Below are 26107 nucleotides of genomic sequence, written 5' to 3'. Positions count from 1 at the left end.
CGTAAGGCGCTGAGAGATTACCCGTCTAAGGGGGAATGAAATTGAAAGTGAAATCCTTGGTCATGTTGACGATGTTTTTGATACTATTCCCCATCGGTGCTTCCAATGTTTCTGCCGGCTCCTCGTTTGTCATAGGTGAAGAAAAGGCCGGGGGTTATCAGTACACGGTAATAAAAGAAGAGAGTACATTTATTTGGAGGATCGGTCATGGGGACAACATGTCTGTGATCGTGGAGAACAAGGAGAATATCGAGGATCTGGAGAGCTTCAGGACTTCCGTCGAAGCGGTAAACTTAGGTACATTCGAAGTAATCATATCGGCATCCTATTTACTAATAGTCATCCTGACAACGCTGATTTTCTTCAGGAAGAACAAGCAAATACTCAAAAGCAGCGGGGCCATCATCGCTGTATTTGCAGGCATTGCATTGTACTATACAATCTTGAATGCCATTGACCTGCACACTGCATTTCAGGATGCGCAGCTCTTTTATTCCATGCTTACTAACTAGGGGCCTACACTTAGGAGTACGGCCCCTGAACGTCTCCTTTAAAACGACGCATTAGACGAAGCCGCCGACTCATCCGCCTTAACACAATCAATCGCAACAACCAGTGCAATCATCATCGTCTCCAACTCTTCATCGATTACTTGCACTCGGTAACTGTCGCCCCAGCTGAACCACTTCTTATCCACTTCGCCCACAACCTTGCCATGCTGCAATACCTGAAAGTTCATATCCCACCAATTACCGCGCACCTCAATGCCTGCCGCATCAATCGAATAGCGTGCTTTTAAAAAGGAGAACTCCTTCTTGATCGTCAATACCTCCTGCCCATTCACCTCTACGAAGAACTTCGGCAGGAAGCTGAACACCTTTTTCGTGATGAGTGCCACTTCATCCCTGCTTGTATTCATAATGGAGAAAGTCTTCGGAACCTTCATGAAGCTTCCCTCCACATAATATCGATCCTTTTCCTCCTGATCCTTCACCGTGAATTTTCCGCTGAGACTGAATACCTTTTGTTTTATATATAGCTGCCTCATGTTTATGCCCCCCACTCAAAAGTCTTAATTTTATTTACGTTTGAAACGGTCATTGGTTCCAATAGGATGCATATCTTTTTATCACTCATCATCACTTACCGTTATATCTCACTCTTTTATTCAGAATCTACAGACTATAAAATGTAAAATTATGTTAGGATAAAAGTGGATTCTTATTTTAATCAGGCAGCCTTCTGGAAGCACGGGTGGCCAGTTTTGAAACCTTATATCGAATTTAATAAAGGAGAGATAACCAATGAGTAAACCGTTCATAGAACAAGTTCATTACATTAGAATCCCCGTACGAGATTTAGAGGAGTCTGCAAATTGGTATAGAGACGTGTTAGGACTGCAGTTGCTGACCATTACAGAGGATCCATATGCGGTTATAAAAATAAATGAAGGGCCATTTTTGCTTATTTTGGTCCCAACTCCTGATGAAACATATGCACATTTTACAGTTCATAATGAGGCCGCCTTTAACATTGGCTTTACCAGTCCTGAATTATCTAAATTCCATGAACATCTAGTAGATCATGGGGTCAGGGTTGAGGATATACAAGAGGATAACGGACACGCCTATTTTCACTTTTACGACCCTAACGGAAATAAACTTCAAGTGCACTGGTGAGGTGCGTGCCGATATACGGGCTTGCCCCGGTGCATTCACGGAGACAGCCCCCTCCCCACTTAACCGTCCAGCAAGGATTTATTCATTGAAATAAATAAAGGAGGCCATTTTTTGCACAAAAACATTGTGCTCAGCGATGTCATTTTCTATCTCATTTTCCCGATTGTCATATGGAATATAGGAAGAGATCATATCGGCGATTACTATGCGATGCTGGTCTCCTCGGTTCCAGGGATCATCTATAGCGTGATCCGGTTCATCCTTTTAAAGAAGGTGAATCTATTCGGAATATTCATCATTTCCACCCTATTAGCCGGCACCTTGATCGATGTCCTTTCAGGTTCTGCACTGAATTTATTGTGGAATAATGTCTATTACTCTTATTTTATAGGTTCACTCTTTATCCTGACCATCCTGATCAACCGTCCCCTTGCCCTCTACTTCGCTCTCGATTTCGTTGAACTGCAGGGCAAGGACCGGCAGAAAATGAAGGGCATCTTCTATCAAAAAAGAATACTCACCATTTTCAAACTCATCACCTTTGGATTTGCTTTCAGGGAGATCCTGTTAGCCTCTATAAAAGTCTGGCTCATTATGACATACGGAGTTGACTCCTTTGACAAAGGCTTGATCCTGAGGCAGGCACTGAGCTGGATCCTGACCGGCCTGACGATTTATGGATTTTTTTATGTGTCCCGGTTCATTTACACCGGTGAAGCTAGCGTAGAAAGAAAGGTTTAGAGACAAGACGAAAAGGCTGTTTCCAGCATAGGGAGACAGCTCTTTTTTAACCCCTATTTCCTTACACCTTATCACCCCGATGTTTTTCAACTTTTAAGAACTTCTTATTTCATTAAATCCCCTTGAAAGATATTATTTAATCACTTCACATTTTTAAAATAATCTTCTTGAAGAAGCCCATACACAGCACAATCCTTATAATGATTCTTGGCATTGCGAATCATATGCTTAATCGTGCCTTCTTGTTCCATTCCAATCTTACGCATAATCTTTCCAGAGGCTGGATTGTCAAGATTATGTGCTGCTGATATTTTGTGAATATTCATCTGTCTAAAGCCAAAATCAATGACAGCTCTCAGGGCCTCAGTTCCATACCCTTTGTTCCACCATTTGTAACCGATCGAATAACCTACTTCGCAATTCTCAGTGAGGCTATCAAAATTGAAGAGATCAATAGCTCCAATCAATTCACCACTTGTCTTTAATTCTATAGCCCAATAACAGAACTCTTTTGAATCATAATTACGTACGATTTCTGTTACCCTCTCAATTGTTTCCGATACGGACTTGTGTGCACCTTTTATAAGATTATCCATTACGCGATCATCACTAAGCCAATGGTCAAATACACGTTGAGCATCTGAACGTTCAATCTTTCTTAGAACTAATCGATCTGTTTCTAACATTGGCGTACCTAAATAATTAATCATTTACTCACCTGCCTTAACCATATCAATCTACTATATCTTTTCTTCACATTACTTGGAAAATCCTTCTTCAATTAAACTGCGCGTTAATGTACTATCCATCAATCACACAAATTCTTACATCCTTAAAGGAATAGGGGCAGGGTTTGGAGTAGTTATAGAAGAGTGATTTGCGGAATACATAGTTAGAAGGCTTTATCCTTAGTTGTAGCCCGCGATGTATTGGCTGGTTTGTTCCCTTCACTTCAAAAGATGTATGAAAAGACGAAAGCGGGGAGCCCTCAGAAGACATTAATTGAAAGGAGTGGCACGGGCCACTGTCCCCCGTTTCAAAAAGTCTGTGGCAGTTCCTGAGGGGATTGGGGTGCATCATATACATTGAAATAAGGGAAAGTTCCCATAAGTGTCTTTAAATTTCTTATCCTATTCATATTGCTCCTCCAATATATCCATTATGTTCAGAGTCTGCTCCGTTAGTTCTAGGTCAGATCCCCGAGCATACGCGGGCAGACCACAAAAATATGGGTACAGAGAGTTTTTTATAAAAATACATCCAAAACTCGAATGCTTCTTCCAAATTCACGTTTACACTCACCGCGAACCAATCATTGACTCCCAACTCGCCCCCATTTCTCACCTAATCAAACAAAATTCAGTCTCATCTCCTCCTTGCTCACTCTCTTATTATCGATTTCTTCAAGTTTATTATCGAAATTCAAAGATTTATTATCGAAAATGAAGATTTTATTATCGAAATGAGGAATGCCTCTTCTATCTATAATCGATAGTCCAGGGAAATGACCGGGTTACCCTCATTATAATCGAATTCGTTCTGATATTATCGAACGAATTCAATTAACAAAGCATCCCTCAAATAAATCATAAGCAGCCAAGTCCCCTATGATTCCAGTAGAGCAGACCCCGCCACAGACCATATCCATCCCCCTCCCCTCCCTTCAACCGTTACCATAAAATTCATTTTAATATATAGTTTTCTTTTCACCAATGTTAAGAAAACCGAGACTTCCCGCCTACAGAAAACTGGTGAAATCTGCTAACCTTCTCCCAATTAATGAGTTATTCAAACAATAAACGGTCTTTTTTCCCAGTGACGACGGCCCTCCTGTTCTATCCTCTATTTACATTCATTTACAACAGATTAAAAATGGTCCCCTATACTATGAACTGTTACATTCAATCGATTCATGAAAGGGGTCATCCACATGACAAATGAGAGACCGATGGACAATTGGATTCAAAGACTGAATGAAGAGACCTTACACAAAGGGGTCGACCGTCGCAGCTTCCTTCAAGGGGCGGGAAAAGTCGCTGGCATTTCTTTAGGAATGGTGGTTGCTCAATCGATGGGCGGCTTCTCTGTTTCTGCAGAAGAAGAAGAGTTTCAGGATTATCCGTTTTTACTTGGGGTGGCTTCCGGTGACCCCCTTCCTGACAGTGTCGTTTTATGGACACGCTTGGCCATCGACCCGCTAAATGGCGGCGGCATGCCTGATCGTAATATTCCAGTGAAGTGGGAAATCGCGAAAGATGAACATTTCCGGAATATCATTCAGCGCGGTACTGAAGTAGCAAGTCCGGCCCTCGCACACTCCGTCCATGCCGAAGTAGGGAACCTGGAAGCTGGCACGGTGTACTATTACCGGTTCAAAGCCGGAAAGGATTTCAGCCCGATCGGAAAAACGAAAACACTTCCTGCCATGAATGCAGACGTCGCAAGCCTCTCTTTTGCCTTTGCTTCCTGCCAGCAGTATGAGCATGGCTATTATACCGCCTATAAGCATATGGCCAAAGAAGACCTCGACCTCGTGTTCCATCTTGGAGACTACATTTATGAATACGGTCCTGATGAGTATGTAGCTAAAACAGGCAATGTCCGCCACCATAAAGGACCGGAAATCCGTTCGTTGGAAGACTACCGGAACCGTCATGCCCAGTACCGTTCAGATGCGGATCTGCAGGCTGCTCATGCGGCGTTCCCCTGGGTTGTCACCTGGGATGACCATGAAGTGGAGAACAACTATGCCGACATGATTCCTGAAAAAGGCCAGTCTGTGGAAGAATTCGTGAAACGGCGTGTGGCCGCTTATCAAGCCTACTATGAACATATGCCGTTAAGACGATCGTCGATGCCGCACGGCGCGGACATGCAGTTGTACCGTCAGTTCTCATACGGAAACTTAGCGAATTTCATGGTTCTCGATTCCCGCCAGTATCGTTCGGATCAAGCGAATGGGGATAAAAGCTCTCCGCAGACGGCTGAATCCCTGGATCCTTCACGCACATTATTAGGCGGCGAGCAGGAGCAATGGGTCCTTGATCATCTAGGCAAATCTACAAGCTCCTGGAACGTACTTGCCCAGCAGATCTTTTTTGCCAAAAGAAACTATGGCCCAAGCCCTGATCAACCTCGTTACAGCATGGATGGCTGGGACGGCTACACACCTGCAAGGGAACGCATCACAGAATTTGCCCGTAAAGAAAACATGGATAACTTGATCGTCCTGACGGGTGATGTACACGCGAGCTGGGCTTCCAATATCCTGGCAGACTTTGATGATCCGTCTTCCAGCATGCTTGGAGCTGAGTTTGTCGGCACATCGATCACATCAGGCGGGAACGGGGCGGACAAGCGCGCAGACACGGACCGCATTCTAGCCCAGAACGAACACATTAAATTTTTCAACGATTATCGCGGGTATGTCCGCTGTCATGTCACGCCGACCCAGTGGAGAACCGATTATCGTGTCGTTCCATTTGTCTCGAATCCTGGTGCAGATATTTCCACCAGAGCTTCATTTGTTTACGAAAAAGATGCAGAAGGACTGAAGGAAGTATCTGCATCAACCGTACCTCAAGGGCAGCAGATGTCTGCTGAGGTGGAAGATGACCGCCATGAAGCGCACGACCGCGCCCACAAAAAGCAGGCCAAAAAAGGAAAACAAAAGCAAATGAACTAAGTCTAGTTCAGCATAGAGGAGGCAGAGGCCATGAAAGATTCCAGCCAGCAGCTGATCGGACACTTGGAAGAACTGCGGAGCCGGGCCATCAAGACCGCGCTCGCCTTTATTGGTTTCCTAATAGCGGGGCTGGCTTTTGTGAAACCGATCTACGAGTGGCTGATCAGGGACTTGGACACGAAACTTGCAATTCTCGGACCGAGCGATATTTTATGGGTGTACCTGATGATAGCAGCCGTCTTCTCACTGGCGGCAACCATCCCTGTCGCTGCCTATCAAATTTGGCGGTTTGTCTCGCCGGGTCTGAGTCCCAGAGAACGAAAAGTGACGGTACGCTTCATCCCAGCCTTATTCTTTTTGTTCATTTTCGGCATCGGGTTCGGCTATTTCTTACTTTTCCCGATCGTCCTGGGTTTCTTAACCACCCTTTCAGCCGGACAATTTGAAATGATGTTCACGGCGGAAAAATACTTCCGCTTTATGCTGCACCTTACAGTCCCTTTTGGACTTCTATTTGAAATGCCGCTTGTGATCGTCTTCCTGACGGTACTCGGCATTTTAGATCCAGCGAAATTGAAAAAATCAAGAAGGATCGCCTATTTCTTGCTGATTGTCATTTCGGTGTTGATTACACCGCCGGATTTCCTTTCGGATGTACTCGTCATCCTGCCGCTTCTTCTTTTATATGAAATCAGCATCACGTGTTCAACGATTGCATATAAGAAGCGTGCTTCCCGTTCAGAAGAGTCCAATGCAGAACAAGGCCAAGAGAATTTAATTTTAAGGAGTGAAAGGACTTGAATAAACGCGATATGAATAGAAGAGACTTTCTGAAAGCAAGCGGTATCGGCACAGCTGCGCTTGCCCTCGGGAGCACTGGATTATTGTCCCTCGGTGGAAATAAAGCATTTGCCGGTACACCTCAAAACAGTAAGGCAGCAGGCGGGTATGGTCCGCTTGTCAAAGACCCGGGCGGCGTAATGGACCTTCCCCGCGGTTTCCAGTACAGGATTATTTCAGAGGAAGGCAGATCCCTTTCGGACGGACGGCCCGTCCCTGCAAAGTTCGACGGGATGGCCGCCTATCCCGGCGCCAATAACTCCACCATCCTCGTCAGAAACCATGAATTGAGCGGAAATACGAAATACCCCGTGATCGGGAAGAATCCTTACCGCCGTGAAGAAACGGGCGGAACCACTTCCTTAGTGGTCGGCCCTGACCGCCAAGTAAGGAAGGAATACGTCTCTTCTTCCGGTACCATCCGTAACTGTGCGGGCGGTTCGACTCCATGGGGCACATGGCTCACATGCGAAGAAACACTCGAAGAAGGTCACGGCTATGTGTTTGAAGTGGATCCAAACAACCCTGAAGATAAAATTTCTAAAACCCCGATCCGCGACATGGGTGCCTTTTCCCATGAAGCCACTGCCATCGACCCGGCAACCGGGATTGTCTATCTGACCGAAGATGCGGGTCCAAGTTATTTGTACCGCTTCCTTCCTAACGACCGCAGTCAAAGGGTCGGCGCCCTGCAAAAAGGCGGCAAGCTTCAAGCAGCGGCCTACGAAGAAATGAGCATGGACGAAACAAGCCAGTTCCATACAGGTCAGAAATTCGGCATTGTATGGAAAGATGTAGATCCGGAAAAACCGACCCTGGATGCAGGCAGAAAAGGATGCATTGTCTTCAGCCGTCTGGAGGGTGCTTATTTTGAAGGCGGCGTGTTCTGGTTCGATGATACATCCGCCGGGGATAAGGATCTGGGCCGTGTGTACCGCTATATCCCGGCCACCAACACCCTGGAGCTATTCTATGAATCTACTGCGCAAAATGACTTGGAAATGCCCGATAATATCTGCATCACTCCCTGGGGAGACCTGTGGATTGCTGAAGACGGCGGCGGTGTTGACCGTGTCATCGGGATGACACCTGAAGGCGAAACGTATGTGTTCGCAGAAAATAAAGTGAACGATTCCGAGCTTGCAGGACCAACATTCTCTACAGACGGCCGGACGTTCTTCATCAATATCCAGTCACCCGGGATGACCTTTGCCATCTGGGGACCATTCGCCAGAAAAAATGCAGCACGCAGAAGACTGATTGGCCATGCCGCCCCGCCGGCTGCCTATGCACCAAAAATCTCCGACAAACTATCGGCATTTGCAGAAGTACAGGGAATGTCGGATTTAGAAGCAGCTGCATTCGAGCGTCACGGCATGCCAATTCTATAAAACTAACAGGAGGCGAAACATATGCTAACGAATATCGGAATCCCAGGATTAATCCTTGTATTGGTGATCGCGTTGATCATCTTTGGTCCTTCCAAACTCCCGGAAATCGGACGTGCATTCGGAAGTACATTAAAAGAATTCAAAAGCGCCACCAAAGACTTAGTCAATGGACACGATGATGAGAAGAGTCCTTCTGCAGACGATGGACAAAGACTGAAAGCGGTGGAGAAAGAGAAACAGCATACGGGGAGCTGACTTTCAGCGAAAAAAACGTCCAGGGTTTCTACTCTGGACGTTTTTGATGATTGAATTTACATTTCTCTAGCCTTGACCGTTCTCATCTTTCTCTCTCAAATAGTTTTCATATACCTCTTTTGCCTTATCAGCTCTCGGTAAATCATTTGATATTCTTCTATGTATGTCATTCAACAGATAGAGCCCCCTGAACAAACAACCTGCAATAATGCCGAAAGCAAGGACGCCGCCAAACCAAGGCCCTGTCACAAACAATACCAAACCTAGTATACTCGCTAAAAAAATCGATAGGATCAAGTACAAACGAATAACTCCCCTTTACCTGGATATATGTTCCCCATAATCAGTGCCATTTTTCAACTTCACTGACATTCCTTCCTCATTATGCCAAAAGTCTTACACCCCTTCAATCTTTCCTACGATGAAAAAACACGCAATCACCCGTATACTATATAAAAAAGGTCACAGGCTTCCCAAATACCCGCCAAAGGAGAAAAGAGCTATGAAACTATTTCATTATCACTACTGGACACACAAAGTAAAGGAAATGGAGCACTTTTATCAACAGCTCGGCTTCCAAACCGTACTGAGGGTCGGCAGGCTGGATGGTGAAATGCAAACCTTCAATCCCCCGTTGACATGGGATGATTTTAAAGGAAAAGAAATTGCGTTCAGGATCATCGAGATGGTCAAAGGGCAGACAAATGTGACTTTCGGGCAAGGGAAGCGTGACCGGTTCGATCATATCGGTGTGCTGGTGAACGAAGATGAGTACCGCAGGGTTGTTGGCAGGGCTGCCGAACTGGATTGGGCCGTTAACGAAGGCGAACGAAGAACCTTTATTGCGACTCCATGGAAATTCCGGATCGAGCTTCAAAGAAGAAGCGATGTGGTGGCGGAGGAGCAGCATACAGTAATTCGTCAAATGAAAATTGATGTTCCTTTTAATGAACACCCTGGGTTGGTCGCCCAGTTGCTGCATCTGGATGTCCTGCATGAGGAAGATTCGCATGTGAAGGTCGGAAATGATGAATGGAGCATTGTCTTTAATAAGGAGGATGATGTTCGATTGCAAGCTGTATATTTTACAGATGACGGGGTTAATGAGGTGGATCCTGTTGGAGTTAGGTTGAACTGAGCGGTTTCTCTGCACACATCAAAAAAAGGGCCTGTCCTGTAACGGGGTCTGTTTTGAAGTACAAACTTCTAATCAACAAACGAAATGGTTAAGTTATTCGCACCTAAAAAACAATCCTAATTTGCATAAAAAATGGTCAGTGGCTGAGTGTCAATGACCTGTTTTTTTATGGTGTTTATACAATTAAAGTCCCCGTTACTTGAATAACGCTTTGTAATAATATAGTTAATAATCAGCATCCCAAAACTTGTCCTTTTTCATATACTTTATCAACGGATTGAAAATTATTGGATATCAAAATTAATGTTTGTGCCAGTTTTTTATTCTCTAATATATGTTCATCGTGATAATTGTTATGTTTATTCAAACCCAATAAAAATCCAGCTACAAATGCAACGATAATTATCTGCGAGTAAGCGAGTATGCACGAGAAAAACTTATATTTCTGAAGGAGTAGTTCTGGAAGCAGCCAATGCAGTTAAAGCCTTCTCAATATAACTATATACTTCTTCTGCAATCCCCAGAAATTCTTCAACATCTACATTACTTTCCAAGTAACACGCATACAGATAGTCAACTAAAGCTGAATCAATATTGCAATAATCTGATATGGCACTCTTCATCTTAGTAATGTCATCTTGCCAAACCCCTGTATCTTCTAAAACCAAAGAGTATAATGCACGAATTAATTTCTTTGAGTAACCTTTGGTATATCTAGATTTCAGTGTGTCATCATTGGCATTAGATAGAAAACCGCGAACGCGATCCACTGCCTCTTGAGTGTCTGAATTCAAGTCTAATATGAACTCAGGTGAAATAAGAATAGGCGGTACTTCTTCGCCAATATCAGTACCATGTATACAAACACAGATTATCTTGATCCAAAATCCCCATTCATTGGGCTTACTTCTTACATCATCCAGTGAACAAATAACCGTATCAACCTTAGTTACTAATCGATATTTTTGTAAAATCTGGTCCTTCAGACATGATACTCTATCATAATCTATATCTTCTGGTCTTTCGCATACTATTGTAAAATCTGCATCAGACTTAAATGGCTTAGCAGTACCTTTAGGAATTGAGCCACACATATAAATACTGTGAATCTTCCCATTGAACTCTGAAAGCAAGCTAGCTGTATACTCCTCTACAAAAGTCTTGTACTCACTCTGAATATTGATCTTCTTTATAACCTTCTCCAAAACCATATCTGGTCTCCTTTTATCTTCTAAAATCATTTTATCTCCCCCTTTTAAAAGTATTTCATTTTATGAATTTTTCTCTTATTGCTTTTTACTATCCTGTCCGTTACCGAAGATGCTCTGACCTAACCAAGGCGGGTCGGCTACTTGTTCAGCAAACGCCCCCGTTTGTTGAAGATTACGGTTAGTTGCTAAAGATATGTATTATTTCTTGTATAACACTAACAACAATAAGTATGGCATACGTGAAAGCCCCATACAAAAGGCTTCTATAAATAAATTCTTTCCTATTTGAAAATTTCCCATAGTGAAAAGCAAACCAAAATGCACTAATTATTCCGATGGACAACCAAAAATAAAATAATATAACACTAGAGAAACCCCAAACAGCAAAGAGTGCCAATACAGTTAAAAACAAACCATTGATTACAAATACAATTAGATTAACTAAAGCTTTAGAGTTCATCACTTCCTCCTTTAATCCAGAGTGGAGTTTTAATATTAAAACGTCTCCAATCCCTATTCTAACAATTAATAATCCTTCCTCCATTAACCTGCCCCAATAATTGAAGAAGGGCAATAGCTGGATCAATTAGCTGATCTTCAGTTATTACCCCCATCAGCTGAATAATACTTATACTTGAATTGGTCTATATTTTTTTGAAAGAGTAATTATTTTTTCTGCAATTTCTTGTTGGTAGTCTGCACTTAATGATATCGTTTCTTTTGCAAAAGGAGCTAAATGTTCGTGATGACCAATCATAACTGTATGTAATGCGTTTTCGAACATTGAGATATCATTTGCATCATTCCCAAAAGCAATATATGTATTTTTTTCTATTCCAAGAGTCTTTAAAGCACTCCATTTATTAATGCCACTTGGGCTGATATCCAGTACATTTTCGTTCCCGTGTTTATTTACATAGACATTGAGTTTCGAAAGTTTTACTGCTAGTTCATCCATATTATTTGAAGTAAGAAACAGAATCTTAACTATCGAATCAAGAGAGTCCATACTAACCATTTTGGCTAACTTCGCAGGGTCTAAATTTTGAAGTATAGGGTGGGTATCTGGTCCAGTATAAGCATAGTCCCAATGACCGTCTATTAAATAAGTTGCATTATATTCATTGATAAGGGTTTTTATTTCGCTAATTTCATCTGTTGAGAACGAGTTGGAATGGGTTACTTTTTCTTCTTTTGATATTAAAGAACCATTCCCACCTATCATTGTATAATGATGAAATGCTTCGTCTATGACGGGCAGCATATCTCGAATCGGCCTTGCCGATGCGAAAATAACTTCTATACCTAATTCTGTCAACACTGACAACGAATGAAGTATCTTTCTGGATATTGGTTGACCTTTAAAACACACTGTTCCATCTAAATCAAAAACAAATCTCACAAAACTCACTCACTTCCGTATTAATGTAGGTTATTCCATTAACGTTAGCAATAGGTAAGCGTTTGAAGTTATCTCCGGCTTTTCCCCTGCTCCGCACCGAACGTGCTAGTTTCCCAGCATTCGGCGGTCCATCTACTGATATGTACTAGATTATAAGTTCCTCGTTACTTTGACGATTAGGATAATACGATGTTTTCCTGTTCACATACCTTTCGGTATTGGTTGATTTTATTCAAAATAGGTTTTGAGATGTTGAGCTTTTTGAGGATTGACGCTATCTTCTTCATGTCAGTTAGGTGGATTAAACGGTGAATATCCTGGTGAAGAATTCGTAGATTATGAAACTCATCGTTTCCTCCTAGTGACTTCGGGAGATAGTGATGACAATGCACTTCAAATGCCTGTAAATCCCAGCCTGTGATTTCACATTTCCCCATTTTCATACTGTATCGGCTTATTCTATTATCCGTGTATTCAACTGACCGATTAGGAAGGTTGGAGTTCATCAATTTACTGATTTCCTTTTGGATATCAGAACGAAGCTTCTTATATAACGTCTTTCGACCTTCCTCTGTATATAGTGTTACCTTTGGACTGAAGTTTAACGAGTTAACCGTTTTAACAATTCCAAGTTGGAAAAGGTACACTTCAGCTACTTTAAATGTCTTCATGTTAACACTGAAGAATTTTTTAAACAGAGGAGGAGGATTACTTGGATGTTCCTGCTTCCCAACCGGTTGAAGTCGGTTGTAAATGAACGGCTTTAAATCGTAAGCAAGACGTGAGAACACCGGGTTAACATGTGTCGCTCGTTTAAAATAATTATGAGTGCCTAGTACAAAACTGTTGAATCGCAGAACATTTTGGGAAGTTGGTGAAGCTTTAATCCGACGGATTAACCTTTTAGCTTCTTGTTTGATTTGTTTCTTTTTCTTTTGAATAACACCGGTATGCGCTACTCGTTTCTTCCCTTTTTTGTTCGCTCGTATCGTAAATCCTAAAAATTCAGACTCCCTTTTGCGCAGGTTAAGGATTTTAGATTTCTCTGGCGAGATATCAAGGGTGAGGCGTTCCTTTAAATAACGACGGACCGCATGATACCATTTTTGTGCAGTCTTTCCATCCCGGCAAAGGATTTTGAAGTCGTCCGCATATCGGACGAGATATCCTTCCTTCAGATTAGTCCGTTTCTTTGCGTATCGTTCACCGACTTTTGATTTATATGGTTTGTGTAAGGGAAAGAACTCCCACTGGTCAGCAATCCATTGATCTAAATCATTTAACACGATATTAGAGAGAAGGGGAGATAAAATTCCCCCTTGAGGTGTCCCTCTGTCCGGAATTCCTTCTCCATCAATTTCTGCTTTTATCATTTTGGAAATACAAGCTAATACTTTCCTATCCTGTATTCCTAAATTCCAAAGCTGCTTCATTAACCGTGTGTGGTTTACATTATCAAAGAAACTCTTGATATCAATATCAACAACAAAATGAAGGGAGGCTTGATTAATCAAATATTGAATCCTTGCCATCGCATGATGGGCAGACCGTAGAGGTCTAAAGCCATAACTGTGCTTATAAAAATGAGCCTCCGCAATGGGTTCGAGAACTTGCTTAAAACATTGTTGGATAATCCTATCCAGAATACAAGGAATACCTAGCGGTCTTCTTTTCCCATTGTCCTTTTCAATCCATTTTCTTCTGACTTTCTTAGGGTGATAGCTTTTCAGTATTGTACGCACCTTCAAGACGAGTTCATCTTCGGATAATTCCTTGATATCCGATATCGTTTTTCCATCGGTCCCAGGTGTGTTTGAACCCTTATTGGATTTGATGGTACGATAAGCGAGTAAGATGTTTTCTCTTGAAGTGATGTCATTATAAAGGAAGGAAAAGCTGTTTCCTTCCTGGGCTTTCTCATATAGTTCCGTGAATGTCTCCGTCATATTGTAGTAATCCCAGTATCGCAGTGTTGGCACTGTGGCATCCCTCCATGTAGAAGTGATGTCCCCACATTCTTACCCGACCGGCACCATTCACGAATAGGAAAATAATCGTTTTATTCAGTAGACTTGGGGCTGTTCCTCCACTTTCATTACAAAAGCTTCTTCAGTCGTTCCCCTACCCTCACAAGGATAAATGCCTTTCGTAAACCTTATAGCAAACGTTTAGAGTGACAGCTCTTGTTTCAACGTTCCTTGTTTTCCAAGTACCTTTCAACATAGCTATATATACTGGAAACAGGTGCTCCCTTTAAGCCTGTGAGCTTGATACCGCCGTAGTCCGGTATAGCGTATTTCAGAGGGCAGAATTTTACTCTACACCACTCACCCCATCGTAAGATGGGACATAAGTTTCCTTATGCTTTAACTCTAGACCCTTACCTTCGGAAGTTCGTCAGTTCATCCCTCGATGAACAATTCTCACCATATCCAGTTTTTCAGCCGTGCGGCATATCCATCGGCATACCTCATCTAACCAAAGATTGGCTTTAGCCTTTGTTCTGCCGATTCTATCTGGCTCCATACCCTAAAACCTGTCAGTCTTAACGCATGCAGAAGTCTTGACGAGATGGTTTCCAGAAACGTGGTTCTGTCATTCCCACCTTCTGTTGAAAAGTTAAGAATTAAATAGTATTCTCCTGACTTTCGTGCAAATCACACTTGTATCAGAACTTGTCGCGCCTGCCCCTATAATTGAACAAAAGGCGGATGCCATCTTCAGCAACCGCCCCCGTATATTGTATATTAAAAGGCTCATCACTCTGAAAACTTACAAATACATACCTCTGTTTTATAATGGAAGGTTACTTTATCGTTTTGTTGATATTCTGAGAATAGTTGGTGAAGTTCTTCAACAAACTCATCATACGTATTATCTAGTTTAGACGGTGTGTATGATAACGATAGTGCACCCCCTGTGAAACCTTCCTCTGTTACTGTTTGCCAATTGTCATAATACACCTTGGTGTAATCTTGTCCAAAGAAATTAAGTTTCTCTTCATCTGGGTCAAAATTAGAAATTGCAGCAGTCGTTTTAACTTTGTATTTATTTAATAAAGTTGTATATTCTTTTGCAAATTGACTGTTATTCTGCATCTCATTCCATAGAATAACTACATGCCCATTTTCTTTTAAGATTCTTTGAAATTCTTTCTTACATAATTCCTTATCAAACCAATGAAATGCTTGTGCAATTGTAATAATATCCACACTATTCTCTTTCAAAGATGTTTTTTCTGCTGGAGCTTTAATGAATTGAATATTATTCAATTCATTGCAATGCTTTCTGCACTCTTCAAGCATATGTTCGTTAGGCTCAATTGCAAGAACGTTGCACTCCATACTTCCTAACATATGAGTAAGAATTCCCGTACCTGCTCCAATATCTGCAATGGTCGATTGATTATTCACACCTAGCTCTATCATTACTTTTAAGATTTCTGCTGGATAGGAAGGTCTTCCAATTGCATATTCTTTCGTTTTATTATCAAATTCATTATTCATAATAGGTCTCCAATCTTCACCGATTCATCAAGCGACTTTTTAATACGAGTTAGGCGTAAAAAACATCGTTTAAGGTTTCTCTTTATTCAATTAACCTGCTCCTTAAATTCAATATCCATTATTTTCAATTCTATCACATAAATCCTTCCAAACGGGCTCATAAAAAGAAGGTTCTCCCCAGGAACAGTCATTTAACACCCCATTTTTTAGCTGTATAATAAGTGTCCACTTGATTATTAAGATGCTAATTGAAGCGTCAATTCCTCAAAAAATAAAACAGGTCTAATTCATATGCGAATTAGACCTGCTATCTGTAATTGCCTCTCCCCAAAAGGAACCCATTAATCCGCCAGTGCTTTACCAAGAGGCAGATCTTTTAATACTGCTCCCGAAGAAAACCCACAATCTCATCATTGATTTCACGCAAACGTTCTCTCGAAGGAAAATGCCCCATCTCCAGTCCCCTGAACGAAACAAGATGAGGAATGATCTCCTCAGCCTTCTCTTTCAACCTGCCCGCAGGAAAGAAAATGTCCTCTTCCCCTGCAAACACCATGGTTGCGGCAGAATAATGCTGCAGCTCTTGTTTCTCCGACAGCTTCGGCATGTCCTGTTCCAGTTTTACATGCTTGAATACATCACCTATGATTTCCCTGTCCATCTTCTTCATGGAACCGGAAGACATGATGTCAGCAATCCGGTCCAGGGACTTCTCTGACCCCGCCGCTTTATAGAACATCATCGGTACCAGTATGTCTTTGATCATCCTGCCTTTCGATCCCATTTTGATGCCTGCCGGTGACACCAGCACCGCACAATCGATTTTTTCCGGCATGAACGCCGCCAGCCTCAGGATGATTCCGCCGCCAAAGGAAGGACCAACAAATGCGCATTTCTCGATTTCTAATTCGTCCATCAGATCACTGATCCAGCAAGCATAGCTGTGGTCTTCACCGGAAATCCGCGTCTCAGCACTGAACCCTGGATGGCCGATCGTATCGGGCGCATACACCCTGTATTCCTTCGCAAGCGGGGCGAACCAGGACATCGTCATCGGGTTGATGCAGTTGCCTCCTTGAAAGACGAATAAGGGTTTTCCGTCAGCAGGTCCCGCCACAAGCAGATGCGTTTTTCCGAATCTCGTGTCTATGTACCTTCTCTCTACCTGGAAGTCCAGTGTCTGTAGATAATCCTCATAGTGCTGCTGGATTCTTGCCTTCCCTTGTTCGCTTTTATAAATTGTTTCTTTCCCCATATGGTCCCCCATCTCCCATTCAATCTGCCCGCTCATATCTTGTTCGTGCAGGTCACGTTCTTTCATTATATTCCATAAAGACATCAACCATCACCTGTGCTATAGTATCCTAGTATTCCATTAGAACGGAGAGATGATATGAATAAAACAACTGTGAAAGAAATCACCTTGATCATCGTCGGGTCCCTGTTCTTTGCCCTCGGGGTGAACTTGTTTGCGATCCCGAACGAACTTGGGGAAGGCGGCGTGACGGGGATTTCGATGATCCTTTACTATCTCCTTGGATGGTCACCGGGTATCACGAACTTCGTCATGAACGGGGCGCTGCTCGCCATCGGATACAAGGTGCTCAATAAACGGGTGACCTGGTATACCATGCTTGCGATCTTCTTCACGTCCCTCTTCATTAAATTGACAGAAGGCATGGGTGAATCGGTCGACATCATGCTCGGGACTGTCTTTGCCGGGGTGTTCATCGGGCTCGGACTCGGGCTTGTCCTGCGATCGGGAGGAACGACGGGCGGCTCGACCATCATTGCCCGCATGCTCAATCAGCATTTCGGCTGGGCGGTCAGCACCACCATGTTCGTATTCGATATCCTGGTGGTACTTGGCTCTTCTTTTGTAATCGGGATCGAGAATACGATGTACACCGGAATCTCCATCTATATCAGTACGAAAATCCTTGATTACTTGATTGATGGATTTGATACAAGAAAGGCTGTCACCATCATTTCTGCCCAGACGGACGACATCGCAGAAAAAGTGAGCGCCGAAATGGACCGGGGGGTGACCGTCATCAATGCCCGAGGTCATTATTCGAAAGAGTCCAAGGATATCCTGTATGTCGTGATCAATAAGCAGGAGCTGTTCCTCTTGAAAAAGATGATCCAGAAGATTGACGAGAAAGCCTTTGTGGTTGTGCACGATGTGAGGGATGTGTTCGGGGAAGGGTTTACGTTTCCGAAGACATAAATATAGGTTCAGATAAAAGGGATGTGTCCCCGGGCGGGCTGTTGCTTTCCTTGGCAGGGGGACACATCCCGCCCGATCTTCCACTACATCTTCGTGCCTCCCCTAATTTCTCTGTATAATGGCCATTTCCCTTTTGAAATTTGACTATTTTTTAAAAATTCACGCCCTTGTCTCTATCCGAACCATCACTGACAGTCAAATTCCCCCATTCTCTAATCAATCCAGCCATTTTAGCTGTCTGACGAAGCCCGCTGACATTTTTATTATCGATTTCTTTCATTTTATTATCGATATTGAAAGATTTATTATCGAAAATGAAGATTTTATTATCGAATTGTGGAAATCGGCTTGGTTCTATTATCGATTTTCTGGTTATATTAGCGCATTAACCTCCTCAAGATCAAATCCAGGCAGTTATGATCGAACCACCGCATCATTGGTGTCTCACATGTGGATGGATTAAAAAGAACGCGCCGGGGGTCTGATCCCCGCAACTCTGAATGATACGAGCCGCTGATATTCCGCTGCAAAAACCGCTCACATCATAAACGGGGATGGATGATGCAATTGCCCTTTGCATCATCCATCCCCATCCTTTACTTTGATACTATCTTCATCTCGTACTGCTTTTCCCCATCTTCCGGCGTCGTCGTCATGCCATAAGCAATCGTGCTTCCATCAGAACTCACCGTGACATTATCGAGTTTCTGATTATCATCGACTATGATCGTATGAAGGTCGCTCAGTTCCTCTTTTTCAAAATCATATGTCATCAGTTTGTTCTCATCAATAATGACCGCATTTCCGTCTTTCAGTGTAAACAAGTTGCCGCCGGACCCAAGCTTCATGGTTTCCTTTGTTTCGAGGTTCAAAGCATGAAATTCCGTTTTCATCAATTCCGCTTCCTCATCCTGCACCCCGTAAATGACATAGTCTTCATTTGCCGTGAGGTTTTCATTATTACTGGTTCCCGGATAGACTTTATCTGAACGCATCAGGGTCTCTGTCTCCCCGGACTTCAGATCATAGGAAAAAACCCCGGCGTTCCAGATGATGGCATATACCTTGGTTCCATCGTCATTCAGATTATAATGTGGATTGTATTTGATTTCCCCTGCTTCCTTTATCATCTTTTCAAGAAAGTCCAGCTGGGTGATTTCCTGAGTTTCTACATCCCAAAGATACGTTTGATCCTTCTGTTCATCATCCGGTTCAGTATCCGTGTGGATATAGGTTTTAGGTTCCAGCAGATAAGTACCCGGAGAAGGGTGCAGTATGTCATCCCGATCCCCTGCAGGGATGAACTTCTGCGAATCGCCGCTCTTCGGGTCCAGCTCCACAATCCAATGCTGCTCCCCTTCAGGAGCGTCCCAATCCGTCACCCCGTTCACAATAATTCCGGAATCGGTAAGGAATGAGAATTGATCAACCATCTTTGAATCCAGTGATTGCACCTCTTCCCCCACTCTTACATGCCGCCTGTCTTCCTCACTGAAATCACTATTCTGTTCTCCCCAAAATAATGTATCCCCATCTTCATCCAGTTGAAAATTCATGCTGCTAACGTGACCCTCCAACTCGAAAGAAGCCACTTCCTCAAAACCGGCAGTTTCCCCCTTGGATTTCTTCTTCTCCGTACTCTTTTCCGGGGAATCCGCTGCTTCCTCAGCCCCGCAGCCAGCCAGCATCAACCCCGTCACGGCCGCCGCATACAATAGTTTCCTCATCCACTCTCTCCTTTCACTGGTTCTGCTTAAATCCCGTCTTACCGTAACATAATTTGGAAATCCATACAAATAATATCCATTTATTAACGGAACAGCAGACGGAATAAGTGAGCCAATCTTTTAAAATGGATAAAAATTCTAAAATCTACACTTCAACCATCCTAAACTTGGGTGCAGATGATCCTCATCCCCTGGGAGGAATGCCACCTGAAACTGCTCTTCATTTTTTGACTGCCAATTCCTTTATTAATTGGTCTCTCTTGTACGCCAATGGGGCAGCTAATAAGACATTATTACTTGAGAAAGCTCGAAAGTATTGGCAGCAGTTTTTTTCCGTTTACCATATGGTCTTGCTTTGCTAGTTGTACAAACCTTGCGTTTGGAATTGCCTTTGTTAGTTGACGGCCAACATCATTTATTGAGGCCGGGCTTTTTTCGCCAACGATTATTTGCATAGGTATGGAAATTTGAGCAACTCGTTCAACTGGGGGCATATCCTTAGTTAGAGTAATATCATAAGCAAGGGTCGGAGCTAGAGCTTTCGTAGTTTTCCAGCCCGGAAATAACGGTAATAATAAAACAAATAACTTGGGCATGCCAATTTCCTTTAAAAAGGTAAGCATTGCTTCTGAATTTTTCTCGTTTTCGAGAAGTTTGTGTATTTTTTGGCTTAATTGTTTGTATTCGGCTTTTTCTTTCTCATCACGTACATATGGCGCATCATACATCGTTACTTTTTGCACTTTATTGCCAAGTCGAAGTGCTGCCTCAAGTGCGATCACAGCACCAGAAGAATGACCATACAAATACGCCTTGCCGCCTGCCGCATCAATCATAGCTTCGACATCTTCGATTTCACGGTCTATAGTATACGGCAGTGTGTTACCACTATCGCCGCGTCCACGGCGGTCGTAATTGTAAACAGTAAATTCAGTGGCAAATATTTTGGCATCTTGCACTATGGGCTTAAATGAGCGATGGCAGCTTGCTCCCGTTATGTAAATGAGCGCTGGACCATTACCGTAAACATCATACGCCAAGGTTGTGCCGTCTTTTGACGTGGTTGTTTTCAGAAATATCACCTTTTCCCTCAAAGAATGGAATAATATTACCCACATAATATTTCTACATCACCAATGGATTTCCTTCTAATATTCAATAAACTAGTAAATGATTGTTGAAAGATAACCAGACCGTAATCATTAATTTTAACCTGATCCTCAGCCCAATAACGATAGCCAATATGCAGCTATCGCACCCTTATCTGGAAAACTTGATTCCGAGATACCTTGAAGCAGAATTTCAAACTAAAACCGTTAGTTAAAAGGATTAAATAACGTTGACGTTGTATTATATTATAACCGATGATTTTTTTGAATTTTCAAAAAAACGAAAGGAGTATTCTAATGAATAATATTTTTGAGATCACGTATACAGATGAAATATTAAATCGTATCGAGAACTTAAATGCAAATTCACAACCAAAATGGGGGGAAATGGATGTATCTCAAATGTTAGCTCATTGCTCATCTTTCCAAGATATCGCAATGGGATATTCTTTCCCCTCAAGAGGTTGGTTAGGGTTATTAGTGGGTAGATTTGCAAAACCCATCTTTTATAATGACAAACCTTTAGACCACAATATGTCGACTATTCCAACCATTTTAATTACATCTAAGAAAGATTTTGAAATAGAAAGAGAAAAACTGAAACAAAAAATTATATTATTTCAAAAGAATGGACCAGAGGCATGTACTGATCATCCACATCCATTTTTCGGGAAACTTACTTCCGAACAATGGGGAAAAGGAATCTACAAGCACCTTGACCACCATTTAAAACAATTTGGTGTTTAGTGGCAAGAGTTAAAATATACCGTACCCTCTTAAAAGTAACCTGCTTTGTCTTTAAATAGCTTCATGCCCTATTTTTCCATGTGCTTATTTAATACAGGGGTAAGGCTCTATTGAACAATCGCCCCTGTTTGTTGAACAATATATTTAATCTATTGAATGATGCCCGTTCGTTAAGTAAGAAAAATAGCCGCCTATTGGCAGCTGGATCGAAAAGTTTAATTCCATATTGGTGGGAGTTATAAAGATAACCTATTTATCAATAGATTTTCGTTTGTGTTTTTCAGTAATAATTTTTTTATTAAGTATCCTAACTTCTCCAACCATTAACAATCTCATATCCTCTACGATGTACTTCGCTAACTCTTCATCGGTAATGTCATCACCACTAATATCAAGTCGAAAATCCTGTCCCTGCAATCCACCGCCATTAGTAAACTCAAGTTCAAAGTCAAATATCACTCTTTTATCCACTTTAATCCACCTCATAGTAGTTTCACGTCGATATTATATATATTCTTGTTGAATGAAACAAGAACCTTATTGAACTAACCTGCCCATTAACTTAACACCAATTATTTTAAAATATAACAACTTATTCAAGACAACTTTTCACAAAAAAGAGCTTACCCTGCTCTGGATAAGCCCCCGATTGTTGAATAGCTTAAATATGGCTCAAGTATGCAGACAACATTTTTGAGCATATTTAGTGTATCCCACACATATTGGTAATCATTTTTATTAAAAAGAAATCAATGCATCTAATTTCTTATTCAATTCTTTGGTCGTCCCTGTAACGGGTAATCTGGTTTCGGGAGATTGAATCAAACCTTTTTTATAAAGAATATACTTTAAAGGTGCTGGATTTGTCTCCTGAAACAGCAGAGTCGTTATCGGATATACACTTTTCCAGACTTTCAATGCTTGATTATGATTGTTTTCTTGAATCTTGTTAAAAATATCCAAGAAGTCACTTGTCTTTATATGAGAAGAAGCTAAAATTCCACCTGCACCACCTAAAGTTAAGTGGTGGTAATAAGAAGCATCTTCACCTGTTAGGTTAGAAAATTCTTTTATTGGATTCATAAGTAATTCTAGGGATTGTTTTAAGTTTCCGCCAGAATCTTTAATTCCTATAATATTTTGACATTCTGCTAATCTATAAACGGTTTCATTATCAATGTTCCTTCCTGTCCGATAAGGGACGTTGTAAATCATTATTTTTAAATCAGTTGCTTCTGAAATTTGTAAAAAATGATTGTAAATTCCCTCTTGGCTTGGCAGGTTGTAATATGGTGAAACAGACAATATGCCATCTACTTTATATTTTTCTACTACTTTTAATTGTTTGATTACCTTTTCCGTGTAATTTCCTCCGTGACCGACGAAAACGGGAATGCGTCCGTTTACTACTTCAATTGTTTTATCAAGTACCATTTCAAATTCAGCTTCCTCAATCGCAGGACTTTCACCTGTTGTAGCTAATGGAATTAATCCTGATATCCCCTGATTTACATAGTGTTCAACTAATTTTGAATATGATTCAATATCAACTTTCCCATTGTAAAAAGGAGTTATTATCGGTAGCCAGACTCCTTCAGTTTTCATTAATAACCCTCCCTTATATTATTTTAAAAAAGTGTATAGTTGTAATATTGAATATATATTCAATAAAGAATCTGAGTATCCTTCAAACGAAAAAAAATGGATTTTTCATCATGTGAAATGCAGCAGTTTGTGAAAAAAATGGTTCTTGTTCAACAGGAATGCTGCCCGTTAGTTGAAGTTGGATAAAAGCTTTCTTTAGTTTAACATTCACTTTAGGAGCCATCGTTTTTATTCAAACAACCTACATACATATCCACAACAGATCTATTCCGAATAAACCCAAGATCCTCATAAAGCTGAATCGCCGGATTATCTTTCAGTACAGCCAAACGGGTCGCCGGATACTCTTCACTCGATATGTTTATAGAATGCGATAACAAAAATCGTCCAAGACCCTTATGTTGATGTTCAGGGTCTACGGCTAAACTCATGATGAGAGGATAGTCCTCGAACTCCATGTGCAGGCATACACCGACAATATTGTTCGTGCTCTTATCCACAATCACTCTTGAACACTCATCCATGATTTTATTCTTTTGATATTTATCTATGAACTCCTCTACGTGATTCATATAGTCCTCTTTGGTTCCGACTTGTTTATAAGCTGAATTTGCTTTATAGGATTTCATGATTAGACAGGCTATATCATTCGTATCCTCTCTAGAAACAGCTTTTGAACTATACCCTTCAGGAAGCATTGCCTTCATCGGCTGTGTTGGACGAATCATCCAATAATTGACTTCACGAACCTGGCATCCGTGTTGTTTATAAGCTGGAACGTGTTCTTCTACAATGTCCCTAAAGTAAATTTCCTCTTCAGTCTTCGATACCTTTTTTAAATAGTTTAGGAGCTTGGTGACCAGCCCTTTATAGTCATCATAAGGCGGCACAACAAATAAATCGGCCAGGAAATTAGGTTTCAGGAATACACCGCCAACGATGTTTTCATCTTTCATGATGACATATCCGCAGTCAAAAATGGATACGATATCTTTCATTGCCGCCGAAGACCTTCTAAAAAAGTAATCTGCATATTTTTGTCCATAATAAATGGAATAATAGCGGATGTATTCTTCGGGTTCCTGATAGACTAACCTGATCCCATCTTCTAGTTCAATACAATCATTTATAGATTGAACTTGCTCATTCATAATTAACTCCCCCTTTCCTTTAACTAAACTCCCGTTAACAGAATAAAGAAATAGCCGGAGATCAGTTGCCCGATCCTAACCTATAGCCACCTATAAAAGGATAAGTTATTCTATACCAGCTTTTTATTAATTTTTATCATAAGAGACATCAATAGTCCGTGAATACAGGAAATAATCATCAATGTTAAGTATGGAGACAAAACATCTATTGCGTCTATAATGTAGCTTTTTTCTGACACTACTATCACAAGTACCCCAGGGATTAAAACAAACAAAACATTATATAGAGAAATAGTGTATAGTGGTAGCTTATAGAATAGACCTTTTTGTCTTAAGGCATATACTATTCCTGAATTCACGAAGACTGAAATCACTGTAGCTAAAATTATTGAACCCCAGGATAAATTATTGCTAAGAATGTTGCCAAAGCCAAAGGTACCTAAGATCATTATCACTGAACCACAGAATGATAAAATAACTTTATTCAATCCATCCACCCCTTAAGGATTGCACCCCTTCCTGGATGCTTTTTGCTTCTTTTATGATTGAATTTATCAGTGTAGACACGCTTTGTTCTTTAGCTAATCTGGGACTTTGCCCAGACCAGAGTGACATAAAGTCATCTCTGCCTTGTAGTGAAGATTCTTTTCTTATCCTTTTAGTTAAAGAATTTTGAATAGGGAAATCGGGTAACAGCGCTTCACATTCCTTCATATCACTAGTGAATTTATTCTTTATACCTCTTGCCCATTTACCAGAAAATGCACGCGTTAAGATGATGTTATCTTCTTCGGTATTTAGGATTGCATCTTTATGAAGACGGTTAGCACCACTTTCAGCACAAGTTAAAAATGCGGTACCCATCTGGACACCTTGTGCGCCTAAACATAGGGAAGCCATCAAACCTCTTCCATCCATAATTCCGCCAGCGGCAATGACGGGGATCCTTACAGAATCAACTACTTGAGGAACGAGGGACATTAATCCAACTAAACTTTCTTGAGTGTCCTTTATAAAGTTTCCTCGATGTCCGCCAGCTTCACTTCCTTGAACCACAACCATATCCATCCCTTTGTTTTCAATTTCAACTGCTTCAGAAACAGTGGTGGCTGTTCCAATCAACATAATATTTTTTCGTTTTAACTCATGAATTATTTCCTCCGAAGGGATGCCAAAAGTAAATGAACAGATAGGGATTTTTTCTTCAATAACCACTTTAATTTGTTCATTAAAAGAGTTTACTACTTGTTTAAACTGAGGAATGTCAAGAGTGTCAGGTTCTTGAACATTTAGTTCCTTTCGTATAGGTTCTAATTTCTCATTAGCGAATGTGATGGATTCATCAGTGAAATTAAATTCATTGGGGACGAACAGATTGATTCCAAAGTTACCTGTTGTTAATTGTTTGATTTCCCTGCATTGTTTTTTAATTTGCTCAGAAGTCATATAACCTGCTCCAATCATTCCTAATCCGCCGGAATTGGATACCTCAGACACCAATTGAGAAGTTGTAATCCCACCAGCCATAGGTGCTTGGATGATCGGATACTTAATTTTTAAAAGATCTGTGATTTTATTCTTCAACGAACAGCCCACCTTAATTGGAATTAAAAATACAACAATTATCTATCGCTTTAGCAAAGCCGGTCTAACCTTTTAGTGATTAAGAGGAGAATTGCTTTTTAAAAAA

Annotated in this window: 27 protein-coding genes; 10 read left to right on the top strand and 17 right to left on the bottom strand. The window is 41.4% G+C overall.

What is annotated here, in order from left to right:
* Positions 1–41 precede the first annotated feature (41 nt).
* On the top strand, positions 42–512 hold the full coding sequence (locus AAEO50_RS02235; protein WP_341979960.1) for a hypothetical protein: 471 nt from the start codon (positions 42–44) through the stop codon (positions 510–512).
* Between the two features lie 38 nt (positions 513–550).
* Here the strand turns inward: AAEO50_RS02235 and AAEO50_RS02230 are convergent, their stop codons facing one another.
* Positions 551–1048, bottom strand: coding sequence for an LURP-one-related/scramblase family protein (locus AAEO50_RS02230; protein WP_341979958.1), 498 nt, complete (start codon positions 1046–1048; stop codon positions 551–553).
* A gap of 256 nt (positions 1049–1304) precedes the next feature.
* On the opposite strand from AAEO50_RS02230, the gene AAEO50_RS02225 reads away from it, so the two are divergent.
* Both AAEO50_RS02225 and AAEO50_RS02220 read left to right on the top strand, forming a co-directional pair.
* Entirely contained in the window at positions 1305–1679 is a 375-nt protein-coding gene (locus AAEO50_RS02225) for a VOC family protein (protein WP_341979956.1), read from the top strand.
* 111 nt (positions 1680–1790) lie between these two features.
* Positions 1791–2420 (top strand): VC0807 family protein, encoded by a 630-nt coding sequence (locus AAEO50_RS02220; RefSeq protein WP_341979953.1) that lies wholly within the window; start codon positions 1791–1793, stop codon positions 2418–2420.
* A 140-nt stretch (positions 2421–2560) separates the two neighbouring features.
* Here AAEO50_RS02220 and AAEO50_RS02215 read toward each other — a convergent pair whose 3' ends face one another.
* Positions 2561–3106, bottom strand: coding sequence for a GNAT family N-acetyltransferase (locus AAEO50_RS02215; RefSeq protein WP_341979952.1), 546 nt, complete (start codon positions 3104–3106; stop codon positions 2561–2563).
* Positions 3107–4350: 1244 nt separating this feature from the next.
* Here AAEO50_RS02215 and AAEO50_RS02210 point away from each other — a divergent pair.
* From AAEO50_RS02210 to AAEO50_RS02195, 4 genes are read left to right on the top strand one after another with little or no spacing between them, the layout of a single operon-like run.
* Positions 4351–6105: an alkaline phosphatase D family protein gene (locus AAEO50_RS02210; protein WP_341979950.1), complete on the top strand. Its 1755-nt coding sequence runs from the start codon at positions 4351–4353 to the stop codon at positions 6103–6105.
* 30 nt (positions 6106–6135) lie between these two features.
* Positions 6136–6906, top strand: coding sequence for a twin-arginine translocase subunit TatC (tatC, locus tag AAEO50_RS02205; protein ID WP_341979948.1), 771 nt, complete (start codon positions 6136–6138; stop codon positions 6904–6906).
* The gene (locus AAEO50_RS02200) at positions 6903–8336 is read left to right on the top strand and encodes an alkaline phosphatase PhoX (RefSeq protein WP_341979946.1); all 1434 of its coding nucleotides are present in this window, start codon (positions 6903–6905) and stop codon (positions 8334–8336) included. Before tatC ends, AAEO50_RS02200 begins: the two co-directional genes overlap by 4 nt.
* 21 nt (positions 8337–8357) lie before the next feature.
* The gene (locus tag AAEO50_RS02195) at positions 8358–8591 is read left to right on the top strand and encodes a twin-arginine translocase TatA/TatE family subunit (protein ID WP_341979944.1); all 234 of its coding nucleotides are present in this window, start codon (positions 8358–8360) and stop codon (positions 8589–8591) included.
* Positions 8592–8657: 66 nt separating this feature from the next.
* Here the strand turns inward: AAEO50_RS02195 and AAEO50_RS02190 are convergent, their stop codons facing one another.
* On the bottom strand, positions 8658–8894 hold the full coding sequence (locus tag AAEO50_RS02190) for a hypothetical protein (RefSeq protein WP_341979942.1): 237 nt from the start codon (positions 8892–8894) through the stop codon (positions 8658–8660).
* Positions 8895–9093: 199 nt separating this feature from the next.
* Between AAEO50_RS02190 and AAEO50_RS02185 the strand changes: the two genes are divergently transcribed.
* The gene (locus tag AAEO50_RS02185; RefSeq protein ID WP_341979940.1) at positions 9094–9729 is read left to right on the top strand and encodes a hypothetical protein; all 636 of its coding nucleotides are present in this window, start codon (positions 9094–9096) and stop codon (positions 9727–9729) included.
* 437 nt (positions 9730–10166) lie between these two features.
* Here the strand turns inward: AAEO50_RS02185 and AAEO50_RS02180 are convergent, their stop codons facing one another.
* From AAEO50_RS02180 to AAEO50_RS02155, 6 genes are all read right to left on the bottom strand, one after another.
* Positions 10167–10940, bottom strand: a complete 774-nt coding sequence (locus AAEO50_RS02180) for a nucleotidyltransferase domain-containing protein (RefSeq protein ID WP_341980222.1) — start codon at positions 10938–10940, stop codon at positions 10167–10169.
* A 178-nt stretch (positions 10941–11118) separates the two neighbouring features.
* Entirely contained in the window at positions 11119–11484 is a 366-nt protein-coding gene (locus AAEO50_RS02175) for a hypothetical protein (RefSeq protein ID WP_341979938.1), read from the bottom strand.
* An 84-nt stretch (positions 11485–11568) separates the two neighbouring features.
* The gene (locus AAEO50_RS02170) at positions 11569–12342 is read right to left on the bottom strand and encodes an HAD-IIB family hydrolase (protein ID WP_341979936.1); all 774 of its coding nucleotides are present in this window, start codon (positions 12340–12342) and stop codon (positions 11569–11571) included.
* Positions 12343–12518: 176 nt separating this feature from the next.
* Positions 12519–14321, bottom strand: coding sequence for a group II intron reverse transcriptase/maturase (gene ltrA, locus AAEO50_RS02165; RefSeq protein WP_341979934.1), 1803 nt, complete (start codon positions 14319–14321; stop codon positions 12519–12521).
* Positions 14322–15101: 780 nt separating this feature from the next.
* Positions 15102–15848, bottom strand: coding sequence for a class I SAM-dependent methyltransferase (locus AAEO50_RS02160; RefSeq protein WP_341979932.1), 747 nt, complete (start codon positions 15846–15848; stop codon positions 15102–15104).
* 376 nt (positions 15849–16224) lie between these two features.
* Positions 16225–17169 carry an alpha/beta hydrolase gene (locus AAEO50_RS02155; protein ID WP_341979930.1) on the bottom strand — a complete coding sequence of 315 codons (945 nt, stop codon included), beginning with the start codon at positions 17167–17169 and terminating at the stop codon, positions 16225–16227.
* Positions 17170–17241: 72 nt separating this feature from the next.
* On the opposite strand from AAEO50_RS02155, the gene AAEO50_RS02150 reads away from it, so the two are divergent.
* A complete protein-coding gene (locus AAEO50_RS02150; RefSeq protein WP_341979928.1) occupies positions 17242–18078 on the top strand; it encodes a YitT family protein in 837 nt (278 codons plus the stop codon).
* Positions 18079–18229: 151 nt separating this feature from the next.
* On the opposite strand, the gene AAEO50_RS02145 is transcribed toward AAEO50_RS02150, so the two are convergent.
* The 3 genes from AAEO50_RS02145 to AAEO50_RS02135 form a co-directional block, all read right to left on the bottom strand.
* On the bottom strand, positions 18230–18358 hold the full coding sequence (locus tag AAEO50_RS02145; RefSeq protein ID WP_341979926.1) for a hypothetical protein: 129 nt from the start codon (positions 18356–18358) through the stop codon (positions 18230–18232).
* Between the two features lie 316 nt (positions 18359–18674).
* Positions 18675–19805, bottom strand: a complete 1131-nt coding sequence (locus tag AAEO50_RS02140; RefSeq protein WP_341979924.1) for a hypothetical protein — start codon at positions 19803–19805, stop codon at positions 18675–18677.
* 293 nt (positions 19806–20098) lie between these two features.
* A complete protein-coding gene (locus AAEO50_RS02135) occupies positions 20099–20764 on the bottom strand; it encodes an alpha/beta hydrolase (protein ID WP_341979922.1) in 666 nt (221 codons plus the stop codon).
* Positions 20765–21211: 447 nt separating this feature from the next.
* On the opposite strand from AAEO50_RS02135, the gene AAEO50_RS02130 reads away from it, so the two are divergent.
* Positions 21212–21661 (top strand): DUF1569 domain-containing protein, encoded by a 450-nt coding sequence (locus AAEO50_RS02130; protein ID WP_341979920.1) that lies wholly within the window; start codon positions 21212–21214, stop codon positions 21659–21661.
* A gap of 249 nt (positions 21662–21910) precedes the next feature.
* Here the strand turns inward: AAEO50_RS02130 and AAEO50_RS02125 are convergent, their stop codons facing one another.
* The 5 genes from AAEO50_RS02125 to AAEO50_RS02105 all read right to left on the bottom strand — a co-directional run bounded on the left by AAEO50_RS02125 (position 21911) and on the right by AAEO50_RS02105 (position 26001).
* Positions 21911–22132 carry a cyclase gene (locus tag AAEO50_RS02125; protein ID WP_341979918.1) on the bottom strand — a complete coding sequence of 74 codons (222 nt, stop codon included), beginning with the start codon at positions 22130–22132 and terminating at the stop codon, positions 21911–21913.
* A 267-nt stretch (positions 22133–22399) separates the two neighbouring features.
* The gene (dapA, locus tag AAEO50_RS02120) at positions 22400–23266 is read right to left on the bottom strand and encodes a 4-hydroxy-tetrahydrodipicolinate synthase (protein WP_341979916.1); all 867 of its coding nucleotides are present in this window, start codon (positions 23264–23266) and stop codon (positions 22400–22402) included.
* Between the two features lie 212 nt (positions 23267–23478).
* A complete protein-coding gene (locus AAEO50_RS02115) occupies positions 23479–24417 on the bottom strand; it encodes a GNAT family N-acetyltransferase (RefSeq protein ID WP_341979914.1) in 939 nt (312 codons plus the stop codon).
* Positions 24418–24527: 110 nt separating this feature from the next.
* Positions 24528–24905, bottom strand: a complete 378-nt coding sequence (locus tag AAEO50_RS02110) for a hypothetical protein (protein WP_341979912.1) — start codon at positions 24903–24905, stop codon at positions 24528–24530.
* Positions 24898–26001 carry a nitronate monooxygenase gene (locus tag AAEO50_RS02105; protein ID WP_341979910.1) on the bottom strand — a complete coding sequence of 368 codons (1104 nt, stop codon included), beginning with the start codon at positions 25999–26001 and terminating at the stop codon, positions 24898–24900. Before AAEO50_RS02105 ends, AAEO50_RS02110 begins: the two co-directional genes overlap by 8 nt.
* Positions 26002–26107 lie beyond the last annotated feature (106 nt).

This window comes from Rossellomorea oryzaecorticis, assembly GCF_038405515.1.
GTDB lineage: Bacteria > Bacillota > Bacilli > Bacillales > Bacillaceae_B > Rossellomorea > Rossellomorea oryzaecorticis_A.
This window is presented reverse-complemented; position numbering and strand designations above follow the sequence as displayed.